Annotated in this window: 17 protein-coding genes, 1 tRNA gene and 2 pseudogenes; 4 read left to right on the top strand and 16 right to left on the bottom strand. The window is 32.2% G+C overall.

The window, feature by feature from the left end:
• Positions 1-80: 80 nt before the first annotated feature.
• From LNP22_RS02725 to LNP22_RS02670, 12 genes and pseudogenes are all read right to left on the bottom strand, one after another.
• Complete coding sequence (locus LNP22_RS02725; RefSeq protein ID WP_229975197.1) at positions 81-1,280, bottom strand: outer membrane protein assembly factor BamB family protein; 1,200 nt, start codon at positions 1,278-1,280, stop codon at positions 81-83.
• Positions 1,281-1,918: 638 nt separating this feature from the next.
• Entirely contained in the window at positions 1,919-2,125 is a 207-nt protein-coding gene (locus LNP22_RS02720) for a hypothetical protein (protein WP_229975196.1), read from the bottom strand.
• A 7-nt stretch (positions 2,126-2,132) separates the two neighbouring features.
• Positions 2,133-3,920 (bottom strand): hypothetical protein, encoded by a 1,788-nt coding sequence (locus LNP22_RS02715; RefSeq protein WP_229975195.1) that lies wholly within the window; start codon positions 3,918-3,920, stop codon positions 2,133-2,135.
• Between the two features lie 56 nt (positions 3,921-3,976).
• Positions 3,977-4,669 carry a tetratricopeptide repeat protein gene (locus LNP22_RS02710; protein WP_229975191.1) on the bottom strand — a complete coding sequence of 231 codons (693 nt, stop codon included), beginning with the start codon at positions 4,667-4,669 and terminating at the stop codon, positions 3,977-3,979.
• Between the two features lie 83 nt (positions 4,670-4,752).
• Complete coding sequence (locus tag LNP22_RS02705; protein WP_229975189.1) at positions 4,753-5,520, bottom strand: hypothetical protein; 768 nt, start codon at positions 5,518-5,520, stop codon at positions 4,753-4,755.
• A 318-nt stretch (positions 5,521-5,838) separates the two neighbouring features.
• Positions 5,839-6,675, bottom strand: coding sequence for a hypothetical protein (locus LNP22_RS02700; RefSeq protein WP_229975187.1), 837 nt, complete (start codon positions 6,673-6,675; stop codon positions 5,839-5,841).
• A gap of 116 nt (positions 6,676-6,791) precedes the next feature.
• Positions 6,792-6,983 (bottom strand): hypothetical protein, encoded by a 192-nt coding sequence (locus LNP22_RS02695; RefSeq protein WP_229975185.1) that lies wholly within the window; start codon positions 6,981-6,983, stop codon positions 6,792-6,794.
• 128 nt (positions 6,984-7,111) lie between these two features.
• A complete protein-coding gene (locus LNP22_RS02690) occupies positions 7,112-7,297 on the bottom strand; it encodes a helix-turn-helix domain-containing protein (RefSeq protein ID WP_229975183.1) in 186 nt (61 codons plus the stop codon).
• A 342-nt stretch (positions 7,298-7,639) separates the two neighbouring features.
• Entirely contained in the window at positions 7,640-8,401 is a 762-nt protein-coding gene (locus LNP22_RS02685) for a helix-turn-helix domain-containing protein (protein WP_229975180.1), read from the bottom strand.
• A 240-nt stretch (positions 8,402-8,641) separates the two neighbouring features.
• Positions 8,642-8,836, bottom strand: a pseudogene (locus LNP22_RS02680) (site-specific integrase); the annotation flags it as partial.
• Between the two features lie 269 nt (positions 8,837-9,105).
• A tRNA-Val gene (locus LNP22_RS02675) sits at positions 9,106-9,180 on the bottom strand.
• A 171-nt stretch (positions 9,181-9,351) separates the two neighbouring features.
• On the bottom strand, positions 9,352-10,575 hold the full coding sequence (locus LNP22_RS02670; protein ID WP_229975179.1) for a bifunctional folylpolyglutamate synthase/dihydrofolate synthase: 1,224 nt from the start codon (positions 10,573-10,575) through the stop codon (positions 9,352-9,354).
• 131 nt (positions 10,576-10,706) lie between these two features.
• On the opposite strand from LNP22_RS02670, the gene LNP22_RS02665 reads away from it, so the two are divergent.
• Both LNP22_RS02665 and LNP22_RS02660 read left to right on the top strand, forming a co-directional pair.
• Positions 10,707-11,402, top strand: a complete 696-nt coding sequence (locus LNP22_RS02665) for a MotA/TolQ/ExbB proton channel family protein (RefSeq protein ID WP_210667258.1) — start codon at positions 10,707-10,709, stop codon at positions 11,400-11,402.
• 3 nt (positions 11,403-11,405) lie between these two features.
• Positions 11,406-11,801, top strand: a complete 396-nt coding sequence (locus LNP22_RS02660; protein ID WP_210667259.1) for an ExbD/TolR family protein — start codon at positions 11,406-11,408, stop codon at positions 11,799-11,801.
• 136 nt (positions 11,802-11,937) lie between these two features.
• Here the strand turns inward: LNP22_RS02660 and LNP22_RS02655 are convergent.
• The 4 genes and pseudogenes from LNP22_RS02655 to LNP22_RS02640 form a co-directional block, all read right to left on the bottom strand.
• Positions 11,938-13,133, bottom strand: a pseudogene (locus LNP22_RS02655) (IS256 family transposase).
• Between the two features lie 202 nt (positions 13,134-13,335).
• On the bottom strand, positions 13,336-14,232 hold the full coding sequence (locus tag LNP22_RS02650; protein ID WP_229975177.1) for an energy transducer TonB: 897 nt from the start codon (positions 14,230-14,232) through the stop codon (positions 13,336-13,338).
• Positions 14,233-14,445: 213 nt separating this feature from the next.
• On the bottom strand, positions 14,446-15,672 hold the full coding sequence (locus LNP22_RS02645; protein WP_210667260.1) for a Glu/Leu/Phe/Val dehydrogenase dimerization domain-containing protein: 1,227 nt from the start codon (positions 15,670-15,672) through the stop codon (positions 14,446-14,448).
• 90 nt (positions 15,673-15,762) lie between these two features.
• Entirely contained in the window at positions 15,763-16,350 is a 588-nt protein-coding gene (locus LNP22_RS02640; protein WP_229975175.1) for a chalcone isomerase family protein, read from the bottom strand.
• Positions 16,351-16,786: 436 nt separating this feature from the next.
• Here LNP22_RS02640 and LNP22_RS02635 point away from each other — a divergent pair, with 436 nt between their 5' ends.
• Positions 16,787-17,929, top strand: a complete 1,143-nt coding sequence (locus LNP22_RS02635) for an acyl-CoA dehydrogenase family protein (RefSeq protein WP_229975173.1) — start codon at positions 16,787-16,789, stop codon at positions 17,927-17,929.
• A 108-nt stretch (positions 17,930-18,037) separates the two neighbouring features.
• Entirely contained in the window at positions 18,038-18,721 is a 684-nt protein-coding gene (locus LNP22_RS02630) for a Crp/Fnr family transcriptional regulator (RefSeq protein WP_229975171.1), read from the top strand.
• The last annotated feature ends 43 nt before the right edge of the window (positions 18,722-18,764 follow it).

The raw sequence follows: 18,764 nt of genomic DNA, 5'->3' as shown, positions 1-18,764 counted from the left end.
AATTATTTGATTTCAAAAAAACATTTGAAATGTGATGTCAAATAAGAAGCTGTCTCATTCTAAGGGGCTATTTCCACTTATTATCGAATCATTTTTATATAAGCGCTATAGACATTATCCTTGATGGAGGTTCGAAGATAAACTTCGTTTTCGTCTTTTGTTTTAAAATCAAATTGAATTAATGCAGCATCAGAATAGTAAAACAAAGAATCATCATCTGGAAATTCGAGGTTTGAAATAGGCATTGTTGTTAGTTTTGTTTCAAGTGCTATTTCGCCATTAGTAATGTCTAATTGAAAAAGTTTTCCCTTACGGGTATATCCAAAAATATTATCACTTTCCTCAATAATGTATTCGATATTATCCTCTTTAAAATCTGTTTTCCATAATCGGGTTCCTGTTTTTGAATCAACAGCATATACAGAAGAAACTTCTGAACCTTGTGCTGCAAAATATAGTTTTTTGTCTTTACAAAAGATACGCTCTTTGATATTAAATTGATTTTCATCTAATTTAAATTGCCATAATATATCTGGTGTATTCGGACTTAAAGCAAAAACAATATCTTTTTCATTAGCTATAAATATATTTTCGCCATCTGTTACAGGTTTTCCGTGTATAGCTTCCTCAAAAGTTTTTTGGTAAAGAAGTTTTCCTGTATTTGCATCAAAACTATAGAAATTAGATCCGCTTTGAGCAAAAATTTTATTGTCAAAAAACAGAACCGGAATATCGTTATTTGTCGAATCTAGTTTATAATTCCAAAGTAAACTACCGTCTTTTATATTGAGGGCGTAAATATTTTGATTTTGAGCAGTTATAAACAGTTTCCCATCATTTATGACTGGAATCTGATCCTTTAGTACAATTTGATCTGTACTATTTCCTAATCTAGATTTCCAAAAAATAGCACCGGTTTGGTTGTCAATTGCAAAAATTTCACCGTTAATAAATGGAACGTATATGACTCCATCATGGAGTGTAACTTTATTGGCGCACATTTCAGTGTAGGCATCTGTAGCTTTTACAGTCCAGCTAATTTGTTCCGATTCTAAATCAAAAGAAAACAGAGATCCATCGTAATCATAAATCAAAATTAATGCGGTATCTAACGGCACTTTTTTAAGCGGATTTATGGATTTATTAGTGACCATATCACTTACGGTTAAAACTGTATTAGTAGAATAATTGTTTTTGTCGGGTATTGAAGTGGTTGGCGTTTGCCCAAAAGTAGTTATAGCTGTAAATACAAGTAAAATAGTTATTAGTTTTTGTTTCATTTTTAAAATTTTGGTTTTAAAATTTGATTTCTTTTTTTACCTCTATGAAATTGTTCTTTCAAAGTAACGGAGAGAAGCATCTTTTGTTGTAACTTTTTTGATTATACGGTTGCCATATTTACATTAGTTTTTTCTGATCAAGATCTTTTTTATATCAATAGACTTCATAATCTCATTACATTTAACTCTTTGTTAGAATTATTTGGAATGAAAATATAATTATTTGTTGTTAAAGAGATGGATTAAGTATTGTTCAAAATACAGAAATTCAGGATATTGAAGTCAATAAAAAAGCCAATGTCTGGATCAAATATAATCAAAAATTATTAGAGCGTTTTAGAAGTTATAAGTTCTTTGTGTTTTGAATTTGGATGCAAAAAAAGAATTGGTAAAAAAGAAATTTCAATCTGTCCTCGCAACAGTGAATTACAAGAAAGCATAAAAAAACTCCTTAATTTCTTAAGGAGTTTCTTGGTGGGCGATGAGGGGTTCGAACCTAATGAGTTAAACCCGCACCAATACCGTCTTTTTACCTTTTAGTCCATTCTTCCATTAGGTATGTTACGGATTTGGAAATGAATATTTCAATTTTAACGGTCAATATATCTAATCTTCTATAGCTTTTTTGATTACAAAAATCAGTCGGAAGTTCTATTTTTACTTTTTATAGCCGGAGCAATGCTATCTGTAAAACTTGCAATACCGTCGTTAGTCGAGATTATTCCCTTAACAAAAGTGTCGTATTGCTTTTCCGGCATATAATAGACAGGACTGGCTTTGATAATAGAATTAATGTTGTGAGTAGCTTTTTCATACTGATTGTTTATTTGAAAACTTTGATTCACTAGTTAATTAAGGTTTATAATTTGATATTTTGTTGCGTACATTGTTTGTTAGATTGTAAGTTAGACCTATAAAAAAACCAACTTTATAATTATCAGATAAGACTGTTGTTATATCACTACTCTGGGTAATAATGGTATCATTTATAACATAGCCATTTTTTAGTTTTCCCACGTTTCTTATTGCCGCACCAACGGTAAGCATGATTCGATCGTATTTTCCTAAAATTAGTGTTGGCCCAATGAAAAAATTACTCAATTGAATTTTTCCATTATTGGTATCAATTCCTAAACCAGCACTTCCTCCAATTGCTCCGTATTTAGTTGTACGATTGGTCATTGAAATCATCGTAACCAATGATGGAACTGTTAAGTTTTTACTTTTTAATCCTATTTTGTTTTGACCATTTATTGTATATATTTCATACACATTTGTATTGCTAAAGTAGCTAGCTGCTAATCCAATGCTAAAATCAATGCGTGTGCCGCCTTTTACTGATACAGAATGTGTAAAACTTCTAGAATTATCAACTTCAATATCCTTGATTTTGGCTTTTATTACAACATCAAAAGTTGCCATATCATTTTTGGGTTGAATGGGAGCAGAAATATATTCGTAGGTTTCATTTTTTTCTAACAAATGAATAACTCTTTGAACTTGTTGGGCAAGTTTTTCAAAATTTATTAACTCTCCTTTGAGTTTTATTTTTTTAGCATTATCCATTAATAAATCAATGTCATCAAAATATTTTTTTAGGGATGTTTCATCGAAATAAGTTGTAAGATCATTAACATCTTTTAGTTTATTGTATGCTACAACTAAATCTGTGTATTGACTGTTTATGGTATTTGAAGTTATATTACCAACATTCAATTCTACTAAGATTAATCTAAAATCTGCTTGATGGTTTAATTTATATTCTTCTAAATTCAAAAAGGGCAGTGTGGCAATAGGTAGTACTCTATTGGATTTCTGAATGATTTTATTTACTGTATTGTACGATTTAATAAAATCATCGTATGCGATAGTAAAATTATTTTTTGCAATTTGAAACTTATCTAATTTTTCGTTTATAAGATTCTCAAGTTTTTTTATATCCTCGTTTATTGTTTTAATTTCTTTTTCTTTTTCTTTTATTATTATATCATCGGGCTTTTCTATTCCTCTAATAGTGGCAGAATCACCGAAAATTGATTTATAATAATCATATTTTATTTTATTGTTGTTTAAACCATCTACAACTTTTTGTTCGTGTTGTAATTTAATATTTAAACCCTCTAATTTTGTTAAAAGTCCTAAATCTTTCTTAACAGTTGCTTTATCTTTAAGAATTTCAGCATCACTTTTGCTTTCTGGCAATTTTATATTTTCAGCTGTAGGCTGACTAGCAGGACTTGCTTGATTTAGTAAGCCAGTAATCTTCTTTAAATCTTCTGCACTTGTAAACCAATCCGTTTCTGCAACTACAACATCTTTAGAGTTAACTTGAACATCAAAAGCCAACCTATTAATGTTTATTACTTTATAAACAATGGGGCGATCTACTTTGGGTTTAACTAAGCTTTTTAAATATTCGCCTTTCTTGAAATCATAGATTACGGTATAAGTTTTAGTAGTATCAACATCTTTATTTTTTAATAATTTCGATTTTGCTACTTCTACTGTCTCTTTCTCTGTTATAATCTGTCCATTGATAGTGTATTTTCTTTCAGTAATAACACTGATTTTATCGTCTTTTTGAGCGTAAATATTAAAACCAAACAACAGTGAAATGAATAGATATAAAATTGCTTTCATAATTTATATTTTTAGAAGTTACTATTTGGGTTTAAAATGTTTTGTTAATTTTTTCTTTAATATCTTTTTATATCGCTAAATTTTTCATTTATCCTGTTGTCATCCTTATATGAGCCACTCATTCCAAGATATTTAACTTTGGATTTCATTTCTATTGCTTTTGCTTTATCCTTTACAACTTTCCCATTTTTGTAGAGTAGGAATATTTCATAACAGGCACTAGGAACATTATACGAGCTGCTAGCAAGATATGTGTGAGTGGAAGACTCTGATCTTGAATAAATAGATTCTTTATAATTAGGCTGATCTGCTTTAATAAACCAATTTAACGCAAATCTTTCATCCGGCGCTATATCATATTTTATAAAAAGAGGTTGTTCGTATTTGTCTCTTGTAATTTGCTTGTATTTGTAAATCATACCTAGAAAATACATTGCATTTGGGCTACCCGCTCCAGCCGCTTTATTAAACCATTTCAAAGATTTTTCCTGATCTTCACCACCTACTAGTCCCTTATAATTATTTTTACGACTGTACCACATTGCCAATATTATCATTGCATCTAAATTTCCAAGATTAGCAACCTTTTCTAACTGACCAATTGATTCTGTTCCCATGTACGGCAGGCTTTTAACTTTTGCTAAAATAGCATCCTGATTGTTATTGGCTATAGCTTCTTTTAACCATTGTTTTTTATTTGGTACAAATTCATCACATCGTAATGCTTCGCTTGCATAGTACAGTGTCATCCGGGCATTTTCATCTCCTTTTTCGGCTTGTCTCAGCAGAGGTAAAAATTCTTCTACAAATTTAGTTTTCTCTTTTTTCCTTTTTAGATCATATTCATCAGATATCTTTTGCTTATATTCTGCATCAAGTCGTGCCTTTTTTTTTCATAATTAGTATTCATTTCTTCTAACAGGTTCCCCGCAATATTAGCTGCTGCCTGTGTATAAATTTCTTTTTTAGTAGTCTGAGCATAATTATTTGATTCAGATGAAGTGAGAGGAATAGTTTGGCTTGTTCCTAGAGGATTATTACTTGAGCCTTGATTTTGAAGGTTTGTATTAGTAGATTTTTGCTGTTCTTTTTTTTGATTTAGTTTTTTGATAATTTCTTCAAGCTGGGGATCTCCTCCTTGATTATATCTGAAATTAGAAATAGAAGTTATTCTAAAAGAACTTAAATCTACTTTATCAGCATCAATTCCTTCAATTGAAAATTCATCGCAAGTAAAATTTACATTGCAAAAAATATCTTTGTTAAAATTTCCTCCTCTATAACTCCCGCTTACATTAATTGTCATTGACCATGGTTTTTGATTTTGAGGCCATTGGCTTATGCCTAAATCAGATTTTGTATAATGTTGTCCATATGCATTATAGATTGTATTGCTGGGAACATTCATTTTAAGATTAGAACATTTTATATATACCGAATTATTTTTTGCGTAAAAACTAAAAGTTGCATCTATATCAACCTGAGTGAAATATGAACTTGTACCTTGTCTATCTTCATGACAGTTGCCTCTTAAGCTTTGAGCATATAGGTAATACCAATTGCTAAAAAGTAAAAACGTAAGTAATATAGTTTTTTTCATGTGTGTTTATTTTTTCAGAGTTTTTTTACTAACTATTCCTTTTAATTAATTGTAAATCTGATTACAAATTAAAAATAATCCCAATACTCGCACAATACCCAAAAAGTAGTATCTTTTTGAAAATGACAAAAACTAAATCACTCCTTTATAAACTAACTGAGTCGTATTTTTACTTATTTGCTAAGAATATTTTTGCGATATCGAATCACTGATAAAAAGTTTTCAGACAAGTGTGAGGAGTTTTTGATGATATTAAAAAAACTAAATATCAATATTCGAAAGTTTTCCTAATTAAATCTATTGTACTGCCAACTCTAATTATCGCAGTTCTATAGCTTCATCCATTGTTAATTCCAATTTAATTATTCTATCATTTGCATCACAGTAATAGACGAAACGATTGTAGTTCCTACTGCTTTTTGATGGAGTAGGATCAACAACTATAAATGCTTTCCATTTGTCTTGACCTCCCAATTTTTTCTCCATAAATATTTCAGAATTACTTAAACTTGGTAGTTTATAACACTCAGTATTTAAAGATTGATAACTTCCATGAATAAATCTATAATTTTGTATAATAAAACTTGTAATTCCATGAAAACCATAGTATCCTAGAGATACTACATTATTATAATCTTTTTCAGCAATATCAATAAATTGCTTTGTTTTAACATTATAGAGCTTAGCTTGACCCAATTTATTTTGATAACTACCATCATAAAAATCATAGCCAATAACAAACCAATTACCATAAAAATGTTCTATTAATGCAATTCGATCAGAATTAAAAAACCTCTTCTCATTAACATCTATTAAATCAAAAACATTGTATTCTTGTTTATTAAAAAAGGAAGCCATAGGTTCTTGAGCTGAAGCCTTTTTTTTTAATTTAACAATACCAACATTAGCAGGAAAACCCTCCAATACTCCACATTCATTCATGACTGCTCCATAAGTATCTAAATAAGGAGATGTTTGGGCATCATAAAATATAATCTTAGAATCAGTTATTCCATTTTTAAAGCCTTGCCCGTAATTAAGATCACTCATGTAAATCTTATTTCCTTCCGTGGTATTCATCTTTTTCACAACCCCGGTTTGAGTAGGCTTATTTACAACTTTTGATTTAGGAATAGTTACAAAAACCTCAGTCACTTTATTTTTTTTATCTATTTCAACTTGTTCCTTTTTTCTAGTAATTTCCCGTTCTTTTTTATCTGCTTGTGATTTTGCAAATACTGCATCTGTCTTACGCTTATCTTCTGCTGCTTTTACTTCTTTTTCATTTTCCAGCTTTTTTTACAAGCTGGGCAAATATACCAGCCTTCTCCAACTCCCTTACAATTACACGTAAGAAAACAAACATATTTTGGATCCATTTTTGCATTAATATGTTCTTGCCCATTCATTTGTAAACTTGCTATCATTACAATGAAAAATGTAAGTAAAATTTTTATTTTCATGATTTATTGTTTTTATACTATCTAAATAATGTCTTTATTCAAAATCAATTTTGATTTATAGCAAATTACAACTAATCCCAAACTCAAAACAATACCCAAAAAGTAGTATTTTTGGAAAATGAATAAAACTAAATCATCCCCTGAAGAAAACAATCCTTAACAAGTTGAGCAATATTTTTACAATACGATTTGCTTAAAATATTTTTTTTTACTGTCAAATCACTAATAAAAAGTTTTGTGGCAATTTCACGACTACTCAAACCATCGGCAATATTTTTAATAACATCGTTTTCTGGTTTTGAGAGTTCAATCACATTTTTAAAATGACTAGTAGTATTGAGATTAATATAAGATGGTTCGCCGTTCAAGCCGATGAGAAAAATTTTACAAGTATTATGATTTGTTAGGAGATGAATTTTGGTATGTGTATTAAGTGACTTCCCATACCTTGCTAATTCAATCTAGTGTAAGTATTAAATGCTGATGATTAAATCTTTAGTATATCCTCTCTTTCAGCATAGAGCGTAAACATTTATAATTTAACATTTTTTTTACTCCGCTAATGTTATAAAAAAATCGTTATGAAAAGTCTCTGTCTGCCCACATAAGCAACATCATCTGGATGTATATTAATCTTTTAGAAAGAAATTAAAAAACTAAATCACCCCCTGAAGAATACAAGTTTTAACCAGCTGAGCAGTATTCTTGCAAGCCGATTTACTTAGAATGTTTTTTCGGTGTTTTTTGACTGTCAAATCACTGATAAAAAGTTTTTCGGCAATTTCTATACTGCTCAAACCATCCGCAATATTTTTGATAATATCGATTTCTCGTTTTGAGAATTCAGCAGTATTTTTGATATCACTATTAGTATTAAGGTTCATATAAGAAGGCTCGCCATCCAACCCAATTAGCGAAAATTGATAATTATTATGAGTAGCCAAGTGATCGATACGAGTGTGGATATTAAGCGATTTCCCATAACCACCTTTATCATCCATAGTAAGTATTAAAGCTTGGTGATTACATAAAACATATTCTCCATTTTTAAGCTTTCCCCTTAAATTGTAACTTATTTTATATTTCAATAATTGCTCGCGACCAATATTATTATAAAAAAAGTTTGCAACTGCTGCTTCTGCTGCAGTTACAAACTCAATATCATCGGGATGTATAGTTCCCAAAATATCATTAAAAGACACATTATCAGAATCAAAATCATGGAATTCCCTAATAGATGGGCTCACATGAGATAATGACATATCAAAAAAATCTACTATATAATAATAGAATGGTCCTGTACTAATGATAGAATTAGTAAGATCATCAAAAGTTATTTTAGGAAGAGTAGTATTTTGAATAGCTTTATTTTGAGAAGATATCCAAACATCATGAAGCTTTTGTATTTCTTGTGTCATATTACTTAATTAGCAATCGTAAGCAAACATATAATAGATTAAACTTGATTCTAAATATAACCTTATACATCAAAACCTTATATTTTTTACTTGTAAAATTACAGTGTTTTAACAAAAAAAGAAAACAAATACTAAAATATTGTATTAAGTTATATTCGAGCAGTGTGTTAAAACTTAATAAGTAAAACACGTATTATTTAATTTATAAAAAGATTTCTTAGAGGAAAAGTAGCACGCCTATATGGTCCTGGCATCTTCTTTAGAGCCTATTGCTCTTTCAGCTTTTTGATCCCATCTTGTAATATCCCATTTACGTTTGGTGGAAGTTTCCTTAGGGATTCCATCAACGATAACTCTTAGATAAATATATCTGAGATTGTTCTTTTTTCGTGGAGCCTTCAAAAAGAAGGTTAATCCAAAACTGCTTTCTAACATAATTCAACAATTTAAATTAGTAAATGTCGAACTATAGCTTCTTAAAATCAAGTCGTTAACGTGCTTTACATGTTGATAATCAGGTTTTTGAACCTTATTTTATGGCACATTTTTTTAAAATTTAAAAGTGCCACAAAAATGCCATGTAATTTTGAGCGTTTTTGAAAATTTTGTAGAAATGGATATAAATAAAAATACCTGCAAAATTTAAATTTGCAGGTATTTAGTAAGATTGTCGAATTTTATGTACTCATTCCTTAAATAGGTTGTGGGCGATGAGGGGTTCGAACCCCCGACCCCCTCGGTGTAAACGAGGTGCTCTGAACCAGCTGAGCTAATCGCCCTATTTTATTAGGTTGCTATCATTTGGTGATTGCGTGTGCAAATATACGCTAGTTTTTCAGTTGTGCAAAGGAAATTCATTAAAAATTTAAACTTTTTTTACGAATATTTATATCTTACTGGTGCTGAATTTATTATGACTTGCGAGTTTTTTGCTTTTAAAAGAAAATCTATCACAAAGGTAATTCTGCAACCACAAAGGTGCTTCCGCCAACATAAATAAAATCGTTTTGGGTTGCATTTTTCTTCGCTTCTAGAAAAGCTGCTGAGACAGAACTATATTTTTCTCCAATTAATTGATGTTTTATTGCTGCTTCTTGCAGAACTTGTGTGTCTAAACCCCTTGCAGAATCGGGTTTGCAGAAATAATAACATGCTTTTTTAGGAAAAAGCGGTAAAATAGCTTCTAAATCTTTATCATTTACGACTCCTAAAACAATATGTAGGTTTTCGAAAACCTCCTTTTCAATCTGAGAAATCACAATGGCTAAGCCGTGTTTGTTGTGTGCGGTGTCGCAAATTATTTTTGGATTCTCGCCCAATTGCTGCCATCTTCCTTGCAATCCAGTATTTTTTACGACTTTCGATAAACCAGATTTTAGATTTTCGTCTGAAATTTTAAATTCTTTTTGTGAATTTAAAACGGTAATAGTTTGCTGAACCGTTTTTTTATTATGAAATTGATAATCACCTAATAGATCTGACGGAAGAACTGTGGTAATAAGATCCGAAGCAAAATAAATAGGCGCTTTGTTTGCTTCGGCTTTAGCCAAAAATACAGGCTGCGTTTCGGGGGTGTATTCTCCAATAACAACAGGAACATTTGGTTTTATAATTCCTGCTTTTTCACCAGCAATTGCTGCCAGCGTGTTTCCTAAAAATTGCGTGTGATCTAAATCGATGTTGGTAATTACAGATACCAGAGGAGTGATAATGTTGGTGGCGTCCAATCTTCCGCCAAGACCTACTTCGATAACAGCAATGTCTACTTTTTCTGCTACAAAATAATCAAAGGCCAAACCAACCGACATTTCGAAAAAACTCAAATCATTTGCTTCAAAAAAAGATTTATGTTGCGCAATGAAACTACAAACAAAATCTTCGGAGATTTCTTCTCCGTTAATTTTGATTCTTTCTCGAAAGTCTTTAAGATGCGGCGAAGTATACAACCCTACTTTAAATCCGGCTTCTTGCAAAACCGAAGCCAGCATGTGCGATGTAGAGCCTTTGCCGTTAGTTCCTGCGACATGAATGCATTTTAACTTATTTTGCGGATTATCAAGATGTGTTGCCAACAATTTGATGTTGGTTAAATCTTCTTTGTACGCAGAAGTGCCCTGTAATTGGTACATTGGTAACTGATTAAACATCCAGTTGGTGGTTTCTTGATAGTTCATTTATTTTGGATAAAATGGTTCTTGATTGAAATAATTTTCGATTTTTTTAGTTTTATATTACAGCGAAAATTATCTTTAGTGCAAAATTGAAATATTTTTTAGAATTAATTATTAAAAACACGAATTAAAATATGTTTAGCCTCATTCAATTACAAACTGATACCATTGCAAACGCCGCTTCTAATGTAGTTATCGAAAAAATTGCTCCCAATACCGAGATTTCTGTTTTAGGATTTATCTTAAAAGGAGGTTTTTTTCTTATTCCAATTGCGATTTTATTGTTTTATACTTTTTATGTCATTATAGAGCGTTATTTATACATTAGTAAAGCTTCTAAAATTGATGCCAGATTGATGCAGGATGTTGGAGATAAATTAAATTCTGGTAATATAGAATTGGCGAGAACAATTGTTGAAAGAAGCGATACTGCGGCCGGAAAAATTTTGAAAGAAGGTGTTTTGGTTATTGGAAGGCCGATTGCTGAAATTGAGTCGAATATGGATCGTGCTGCCGATATTGAAATTGGTGAAATGGAAAGACGTTTAGGTCATCTCGGACTGATCGCGGGGATTGCACCAACTCTCGGTTTTGTTGGTACTATTTCTGGGGTTATCAAAATCTTTTACAGCATCTCGATTACAGAAAATATCAGTATTGGAAATATTTCGGGAGGTTTGTACGAAAAAATGATTAGTAGTGGTGCAGGACTTATTGTCGGAATTATAGCCTACAGTGCCTACCACTTATTAAACGGTAAAATTGATGATTTTGCTTTAAAAATTCAGAAGCAAATATTAGAATTTGTGAATATAATTCAAAGAGCATAAGGTATGTCTATCAAAAGAAAAAGAAGGTTTCATGCCGAAGTGGCGACTTCATCCTTGAGCGATATTATGTTTTTCTTGTTGTTGTTTTTTTTAATTATTTCAACACTTGCAAATCCTAATGTAATCAAAATGACTTTGCCAAAAGCAAAAGCCAACGAAAAAACCAACAAACAACTGATCAGTTTATCGGTTACAGAAGATAAAAAATTCTACATTGACAAAGAAGCTGTTGACTTCGAAAATCTTGAAACTACGTTAATGTCAAAAATTGGCGACAATAAAGAGCAAACAGTTGTAGTAAGAATTCCGTTTAATCTGCAAGTACAGGATTTAGTAGATGTGCTGCAAATTGGTGTGAAGAACAATCTAAAGTTTGTAATTGCTACGAGTCCGAAGTAGTTATAATTAGTTGCATTTTGTGTCTTTGCGAGGAACGAAGCAATCTCATATAGAGGAGGAGTTAACGTAGATTTCTTTTGTTGACACTGTCCTAAAAAGTGTGTAAGTTTAAAAATAATGGGGTTTGACTTTTTAATTAAAGTTGAACCCTTTTTTCAAATATAGTTAAGAACTGATTGAGTATTAATCCCCAATTATGGATTGGCATTGTCCATTTTTTGGTAGCTTCTCTTAAAGCCAAATATACAGATTTTAAAACTGCTTCATCGGTTGGGAATGATAATTTATTTTTGGTGTATTTTCTAATCTTACCGTTTAGATTTTCGATTAGATTAGTGGTATAAATTATTTTTCTAATCTCAACGGGGAAGTCAAAGAATACGGTAAGCTCTTCCCAATTGTCTTGCCATGATTTTACAGCATATGGATATTTACTATTCCATTTATTAGCAAAATCTTCAAGAGAAGCCCTGGCAGCCTGTTTGGTTGGAGCATCATAAATCTGCTTCATATCTTTAGAGAATTCCTTCTTATCTTTCCACACTACATAACGCGCTGAGTTGCGTATTTGGTGCACTACACAGATTTGAGTCTGTGATTCAGGAAATACATTTTTAATGGTTTGAGTAAAGCCGTTTAGGTTATCTGTAGCAGTAATTAATATATCTTCAACACCTCTGGCTTTTAAATCGGTTAAAACTCCCAACCAAAAACTGGAACTTTCATTCTTGCCCAGCCACATACCTAAAACTTCTTTTTTCCATCTCGATTCAGGCCTACAGCTAAATAAATAGTTTTGTTAATGACCTTAGAGTTTTCTCGAACTTTAAATACAATCCCGTCCATCCAAACAATTAAATAAACAGCTTCTAGTGGGCGATTTTGCCAAGCTATTACATCATTAGAAACAGATTCAGTAATTCTAGAAATAGTGGAGGTTGAGATATCAAATTTATAGACTTCTCTTATTTGTTCTTCAATATCACTAACGGTCATTCCTTTGGCATAAAGAGAAATAATTACATTCTCTAATCCATCAACCATATTTTGACGTTTTGGAATAATCATGGGATTAAAAGAAGATTCTCTGTCCCTTGGAACCTGAATGTCTGATTCTCCAAATGAAGTTTTTATCTTCTTATTGGAAAAACCATTACGAGAATTAGTTGAAGGCGTCTTTTCGTGTTTCTCATAACCTAGATGAGAATCTAACTCTCCTGATAAAATAGCTTCTATCCCTCGTTTTTGTAATTGAGCAAGAAAACCATTTAGGTCTTCGCCTGTTTTGAATTGTTTTAAAAATTCATCTGATAATAAATCTTCTTTTTTCATAAGACTGTGTAAAAGTTAAAGTTAAAAAAAAATGATGGGTGATTTTAAACCCCATCATTTTTTAACTTACACAGTTAGTGAGACACTACCCTTTTGTTAAGGAGATTGCTTCGTTCCTCGCAAAGACTCCATTAAAATCTATAATAAAAAAGGCTTTCTGAACTATTTCAGAAAGCCTTTTTTATTTGTCTCTTTATATTTTTTAATTCAAACTAAAATTATAAACAATTTTCCCTACTTGTTTTGCAGCTGCATTACTATCAGGTGACCATTTGGTATTCATAGCAGCAATTTTTGCCTGTTCAAGTAGGCAACTTGCTGTATTTGTGGTTCCTTTTATTCCAGGAGTCGCACTAATCGTTCTTCCGTTTTGATCAACAGTTACTTCTACAACAACTTTTCCGGCTTCATCACAAGTATATTTTGGGGCAGGTTTAGAAAGTGCTTTTCGGTTTCCTAAAGAATATCCTGAGCCGCCACCTGAACCTCCGCCACTTCCGGCTCCGTAACCGCTTCCTGTACCAATACCATTTCCGGTTCCGTTGCCTCCTCCGGTTCCGCCACCTGAGCCACCTGTACCGTAATAACCATTAGATCCTAGACTTCCGGTTGTTTTTCCTTTGTTTCCAGCTGCTTTATCATCGCCGTCACCGCCTTTGTTTGATCCTTTTAAAATACTGGATAAGGCATCGTTGGTAGAATTAGAAACTTTTGGTTTCTGAGGAGCGGGTTTTGCTTCTGGTTTAACGACCGGAGTATTTTTTTTAGGTTTTTCTTTTACCGGAATTACCACACTTTCTTCTGCAGATGTCTCTTGCGAAAGAATAGCCTCGTCAGGAGTTGCTTTTGCGGGAGTAGGTTTGGCTTCGTTTTTTACATCCAAAACGTCACTTTTATAATTGGCGCCAGAACCTAAGTCGCTATCACCAAAATTAATTGTTACCCCGCCGCCGCCGCCTCCAGCAGCAAGAGCTACGTTGTTTTCGGGATTATATGGAGGCCAAAAACGTATAAAAAATAGCAGCAACAATAGCGCAGCATAAATTGTTATAGAAATGATTAAGGATTTTTTTTTATCTGAAGAATCGGTTGCACTCATTTTGATTCTGAATTTTGTACTTTATTTTTTAAAAACGTTTAAAAGTAGTAAAAATTGTTTAGAATAAAAGACCGAGAAGCAATTTGCTCTCAAGTTTACTATGGTTTTGCGCAAGCTTCTTAAAGTTTTGAGAAAAGATTGAATCTTTAAAATTGGGGTTAAAAAAAAAACGAGCTAAATAAATTTAGCCCGTTTAGAATAGAGTAAAAAAAATTACACTAATTGTTTCAACGCAATTTCAAATGCTGTTGCGCTGATATTTGTTTTTGATGGATTCAAAGCATGTGCTTTTACAATCGCATTTTTGATGATTTCTGAAGTATCATGAAAAATAGCTTCATCGGTCATTTGTACTTTTTTCTCCATAAAATAAGCAAAAACTCTCGCCATTCCGCAGTTCGAAATAAAATCGGGAATCAAACTTACTTTGCTGTCAACTTGTTCCATGATAGAGCCAAAGAAAATTTCTTTATCAGCAAAAGGCACATTTGCCCCACAGGAAATAACTTCCAATCCGTTAGCAATTAAACCATCAATCTGATTTTGTGTTACCAATCTTGAAGCCGCACAAGGCGTGAAAATTTCTGCACCAATTGTCCAGATTTTAGCATTGATTTCCTCAAACGGAATCATATTATCGGCTACTAATTTGTTTCCGTCTTTGTTTAAAAATAAAGTTCTGATTTCTTCAAAAGAAAAACCTTCTTCATTTATCAGTCCGCCATCGCGGTCAATAATTCCGATTACTTTTGCACCCATATCGGCCAGGTAAAAAGCAGCTGCAGAACCCACATTGCCAAAACCTTGTACGATTGCTTTTTTGCCTTTTATATCACCACCGTAAGTAGCATAAAAATGACGAACAGCTTCGGCAACCCCAAAACCAGTAATCATATCGGCAACGGTGTATTTTTGTGTAACATCCGGCGAGAATTTTGGGTTTTCGATCACTTTTATAACACCCTGACGCAATTGTCCTATTCTATTGATTTTGTCGGCTTCTGTTGGTCTAAAATGCCCGTTGAAAACACCTTCTTGAGGATGCCAAACGCCACATTCTTCTGTCATCGGAATTACCTCATGAATTTCATCAACATTTAAATCTCCACCTGTCCCGTAGTAACTTTTTAACAAAGGAGAAACGGCTTTGTACCAACGTTGCAAAACACCTTTTTTACGAGGATCGTTCGGGTCAAAATTAATTCCAGATTTGGCACCTCCAATCGCAGGTCCAGAAACAGAAAATTTCACTTCCATCGTTTTTGCCAGAGACAAAACTTCGTTCATATCTAAGCCTTTTCTCATTCTGGTTCCTCCACCAGCGGCTCCTCCGCGAAGTGAGTTAATCACTGTCCATCCTTCAGCTTCTGTTTCAGAATCTTTCCAGTTAAAAACAATTTCAGGTGCTTTATTTTCAAATTGCTGTAATAAATCTTTCATTTTGTTGAGATATGTTTATTTTTAGCAAATATATAGAATTGATTAATGCGAATACTCTATTGATGCAGAAATCTGAAAATGGTTTTTAAATTAGTTGTTTTTACCTAACAACTCATCTTTTAAATCTTTGTCTACTGGGTTTTCTGAAAGCCAAATACCAAAAAATGCTTTTTTAAATTCGAAACTTTCAATTTTACCTTCGTATTTATCATTTTTATAAATCCATAATGATCTGTCCAAAGGATTGTAAATTAAGTTAAAACTGTCTCCTGCTTTTGTAATTTCTCTACCTATTAAGTTTTCTAATTCTTGTACTTCCTTAGTTAATTTTAGAATTCCAACTTCCCCAACAGACTTTTCCATTCCTTTTGCCAATGCTTTTGATAGCTTTTTTGATGTAACAAGTGATGATGTTATCTGAATTCTGATAGCCATCTCGATATCACTTTCCAAAATAAGATTCGCATCCTGAGTCAGTTGTGATAAATATAAAGCTTGTACATATAATTCTGTAAACATTTTAGAGCGTTCTCCAACACCATTTAAGGTCAGGGTCTTTCCCTTAAAATCAATAGTTCTTGGTACAGTAACTCCGCCTACTTCTAATTTAGTTTGTGCTGAGACTGTCGAAAATTGTGAACTAAAAATGAATGCTAATACTAATAAAATCTTTTTCATACGTTGTCAATAATTTATTTTTTTTGGCAAAAATAATGTAATTTATAATTTTTGGCTATTTAAAGTTAATATTTTTTTCTAATGAATTGCTATTTCTTTTATTTGTAGGATATTCATAATCAAAATAGTAGGAGTTTTTTTATCTACATATACGCACTTTTTTGGTTTTTGGTTTTTTTGAGATTATAATAATTTGCTTATTTTTTAAATTTTATTTTTGTTTGATAATTTTACTCTTAAAATTTGAAGAAAATACTGGAAATTTCATTTTCGATAGTAGAAAATTCAACAGAATCACGAAAACGTTATCGTGATTAAGGATAATATCTTAAAATTGTATGCATGCATTGTTAATTCGTATTTAAAATTTATCTTTGGAAGCCTTTATTCAAAAAAAAAGAGGCTTCGATAAAATAAAAAACCAAAAACATCTAATATGAATTTTAATCTAACCGAAGAACATTTGATGATTCAGCAAGCAGCAAGAGATTTTGCTCAAAACGAATTATTAGAAGGTGTCATAGAGCGCGATGAAAAACAAATTTTTCCAGCGGAACAAATAAAAAAAATGGGACAATTAGGTTTCATGGGAATGATGGTTGATCCTAAATATGGAGGAAGCGGTTTAGATACTATTTCGTATGTAATTGCCATGGAAGAAATCTCTAAAGTAGATGCTTCTGCCTCTGTAGTGATGTCGGTAAACAATTCATTGGTTTGCTGGGGATTACAAGAATTTGGTACAGAAGAACAAAAACTAAAATATTTGCCAGGTTTGGCTTCAGGAGAAATTCACGGTGCTTTTTGTTTGAGTGAGCCCGAAGCCGGAAGCGATGCGACTTCGCAAAAAACAACGGCTATTGATATGGGGGACCATTATTTGGTAAACGGAACAAAAAACTGGATCACCAACGGTAATACTGCCTCTGTTTATTTGGTTATTGCACAAACGCATGCTGAGAAAAAACACAAAGGAATCAATGCTTTGATTATGACCAAAGATATGCCTGGTTTTTCTGTTGGGCCTAAAGAACAAAAAATGGGTATTCGTGGTTCAGACACACATTCTTTGATGTTTAATGATGTAAAAGTACCAAAGGAAAACAGAATTGGTGAAGACGGTTTTGGTTTTAAATTTGCCATGAAAACACTTGCCGGCGGTCGTATTGGTATTGCAGCTCAAGCCTTAGGAATTGCTTCTGGTGCTTATGAGTTGGCGCTGAAATATTCTAAAGAGCGTAAAGCCTTTGGAACAGAAATTTGTAATCATCAGGCTATCGCTTTCAAATTGGCAGATATGGCGGTAAATATTGAGGCAGCTCGTCATCTTTGTATGAAGGCCGCTTGGGACAAAGACCAACATAATAACTATGATGTAAGTGGTGCAATGGCAAAATTATTTGCTTCGCAAGTCGCTATGGACACAGCTGTAGAAGCTGTACAAATACACGGAGGAAATGGTTACGTAAAAGAATACCACGTAGAGCGTTTTATGCGCGATGCCAAAATTACTCAGATTTACGAAGGAACTTCAGAAATTCAGAAAATTGTAATTTCACGAGCTGTGATTGCAGGATAATTTTCTTTCTACATAAAATTTTAAAACCCTTTTCTAGCTATTTTTTGGCTTCAAAAGGGTTTTTATTTTTTCGTTAAAATTAGTTACATTTACCTAAAGCAACTTCCTATGTACGAAGATTTAAAATATTGGTACCTGCGCGACCACAAATTATTTAGAACATTAAGCTTTTCTCAGATTAGGCAATTGTGCATTATTACCGGTTTTAAAACAGCTTCAAAAGGAGAGATTATTTATTTTTCATCTTCGGATGTGCCTCGTATTTTTTTACTTAAAAAAGGAAATATTAAAATTGTCGCTGTCGATGAAGATGGTAACGAAACCATAAAAGACATTATCCAGAAAGGAGATTTGTTTGGGGAACTCACTTTAGAAACAGACGAAAAAGTAGAAGAATACGCCAAAGTCTTGTCGGATGACGTGTCTATTTGTAGTTTTCTAATGTCTGATTTTGAAGATTTATTACTCAAAAATCCCACATTGGCTTTGTCGTATACCAAGTTTGTAGGTCTGAAAATGAAGCGCATCAAAAATAGTTACAGCAATCTTATTTCTAAAGATGCCAAAACACGATTGTATCAGTTTCTAAAGGATTGGGCGGCTAGCGAAGGTGTGCATAATAGTGATGATAATTCGGTTAAGATTTTAAATTATTTAACCCAAAATGATATTGCTCAAATTATTTGTACGTCCCGACAAACTACGACACAATTGCTAAATGAGATGGAAGCCAACCAAATTTTGATTTACAATCGCAAGGAGATTTTGATTCAGGATATCACTAAATTATGATATTTTGGTCGAACTGTAAATTAGCCGACATTTGGTTTTCTGA

This window comes from Flavobacterium flavipigmentatum (assembly GCF_020911905.1).
Lineage (GTDB): Bacteria > Bacteroidota > Bacteroidia > Flavobacteriales > Flavobacteriaceae > Flavobacterium > Flavobacterium flavipigmentatum.
The sequence above is the reverse complement of the archived record's forward strand: the minus strand, read 5'-3'. Positions and strand labels throughout refer to the sequence as shown.

Bases quoted from the DNA above. Each gene is read 5' to 3' on its own strand.
- LNP22_RS02725 (WP_229975197.1), bottom strand. From the start codon at position 1,280: ATGAAACAAAAACTAATAACTATTTTACTTGTATTTACAGCTATAACT.
- LNP22_RS02715 (WP_229975195.1), bottom strand. From the start codon at position 3,920: ATGAAAGCAATTTTATATCTATTCATTTCACTGTTGTTTGGTTTTAAT.
- LNP22_RS02710 (WP_229975191.1), bottom strand. From the start codon at position 4,669: ATGACACTGTACTATGCAAGCGAAGCATTACGATGTGATGAATTTGTA.
- LNP22_RS02705 (WP_229975189.1), bottom strand. From the start codon at position 5,520: ATGAAAAAAACTATATTACTTACGTTTTTACTTTTTAGCAATTGGTAT.
- LNP22_RS02695 (WP_229975185.1), bottom strand. From the start codon at position 6,983: ATGAAAATAAAAATTTTACTTACATTTTTCATTGTAATGATAGCAAGT.
- LNP22_RS02685 (WP_229975180.1), bottom strand. From the start codon at position 8,401: ATGACACAAGAAATACAAAAGCTTCATGATGTTTGGATATCTTCTCAA.
- LNP22_RS02670 (WP_229975179.1), bottom strand. From the start codon at position 10,575: ATGAACTATCAAGAAACCACCAACTGGATGTTTAATCAGTTACCAATG.
- LNP22_RS02665 (WP_210667258.1), top strand. From the start codon at position 10,707: ATGTTTAGCCTCATTCAATTACAAACTGATACCATTGCAAACGCCGCT.
- LNP22_RS02660 (WP_210667259.1), top strand. From the start codon at position 11,406: ATGTCTATCAAAAGAAAAAGAAGGTTTCATGCCGAAGTGGCGACTTCA.
- LNP22_RS02650 (WP_229975177.1), bottom strand. From the start codon at position 14,232: ATGAGTGCAACCGATTCTTCAGATAAAAAAAAATCCTTAATCATTTCT.
- LNP22_RS02645 (WP_210667260.1), bottom strand. From the start codon at position 15,672: ATGAAAGATTTATTACAGCAATTTGAAAATAAAGCACCTGAAATTGTT.
- LNP22_RS02640 (WP_229975175.1), bottom strand. From the start codon at position 16,350: ATGAAAAAGATTTTATTAGTATTAGCATTCATTTTTAGTTCACAATTT.
- LNP22_RS02635 (WP_229975173.1), top strand. From the start codon at position 16,787: ATGAATTTTAATCTAACCGAAGAACATTTGATGATTCAGCAAGCAGCA.
- LNP22_RS02630 (WP_229975171.1), top strand. From the start codon at position 18,038: ATGTACGAAGATTTAAAATATTGGTACCTGCGCGACCACAAATTATTT.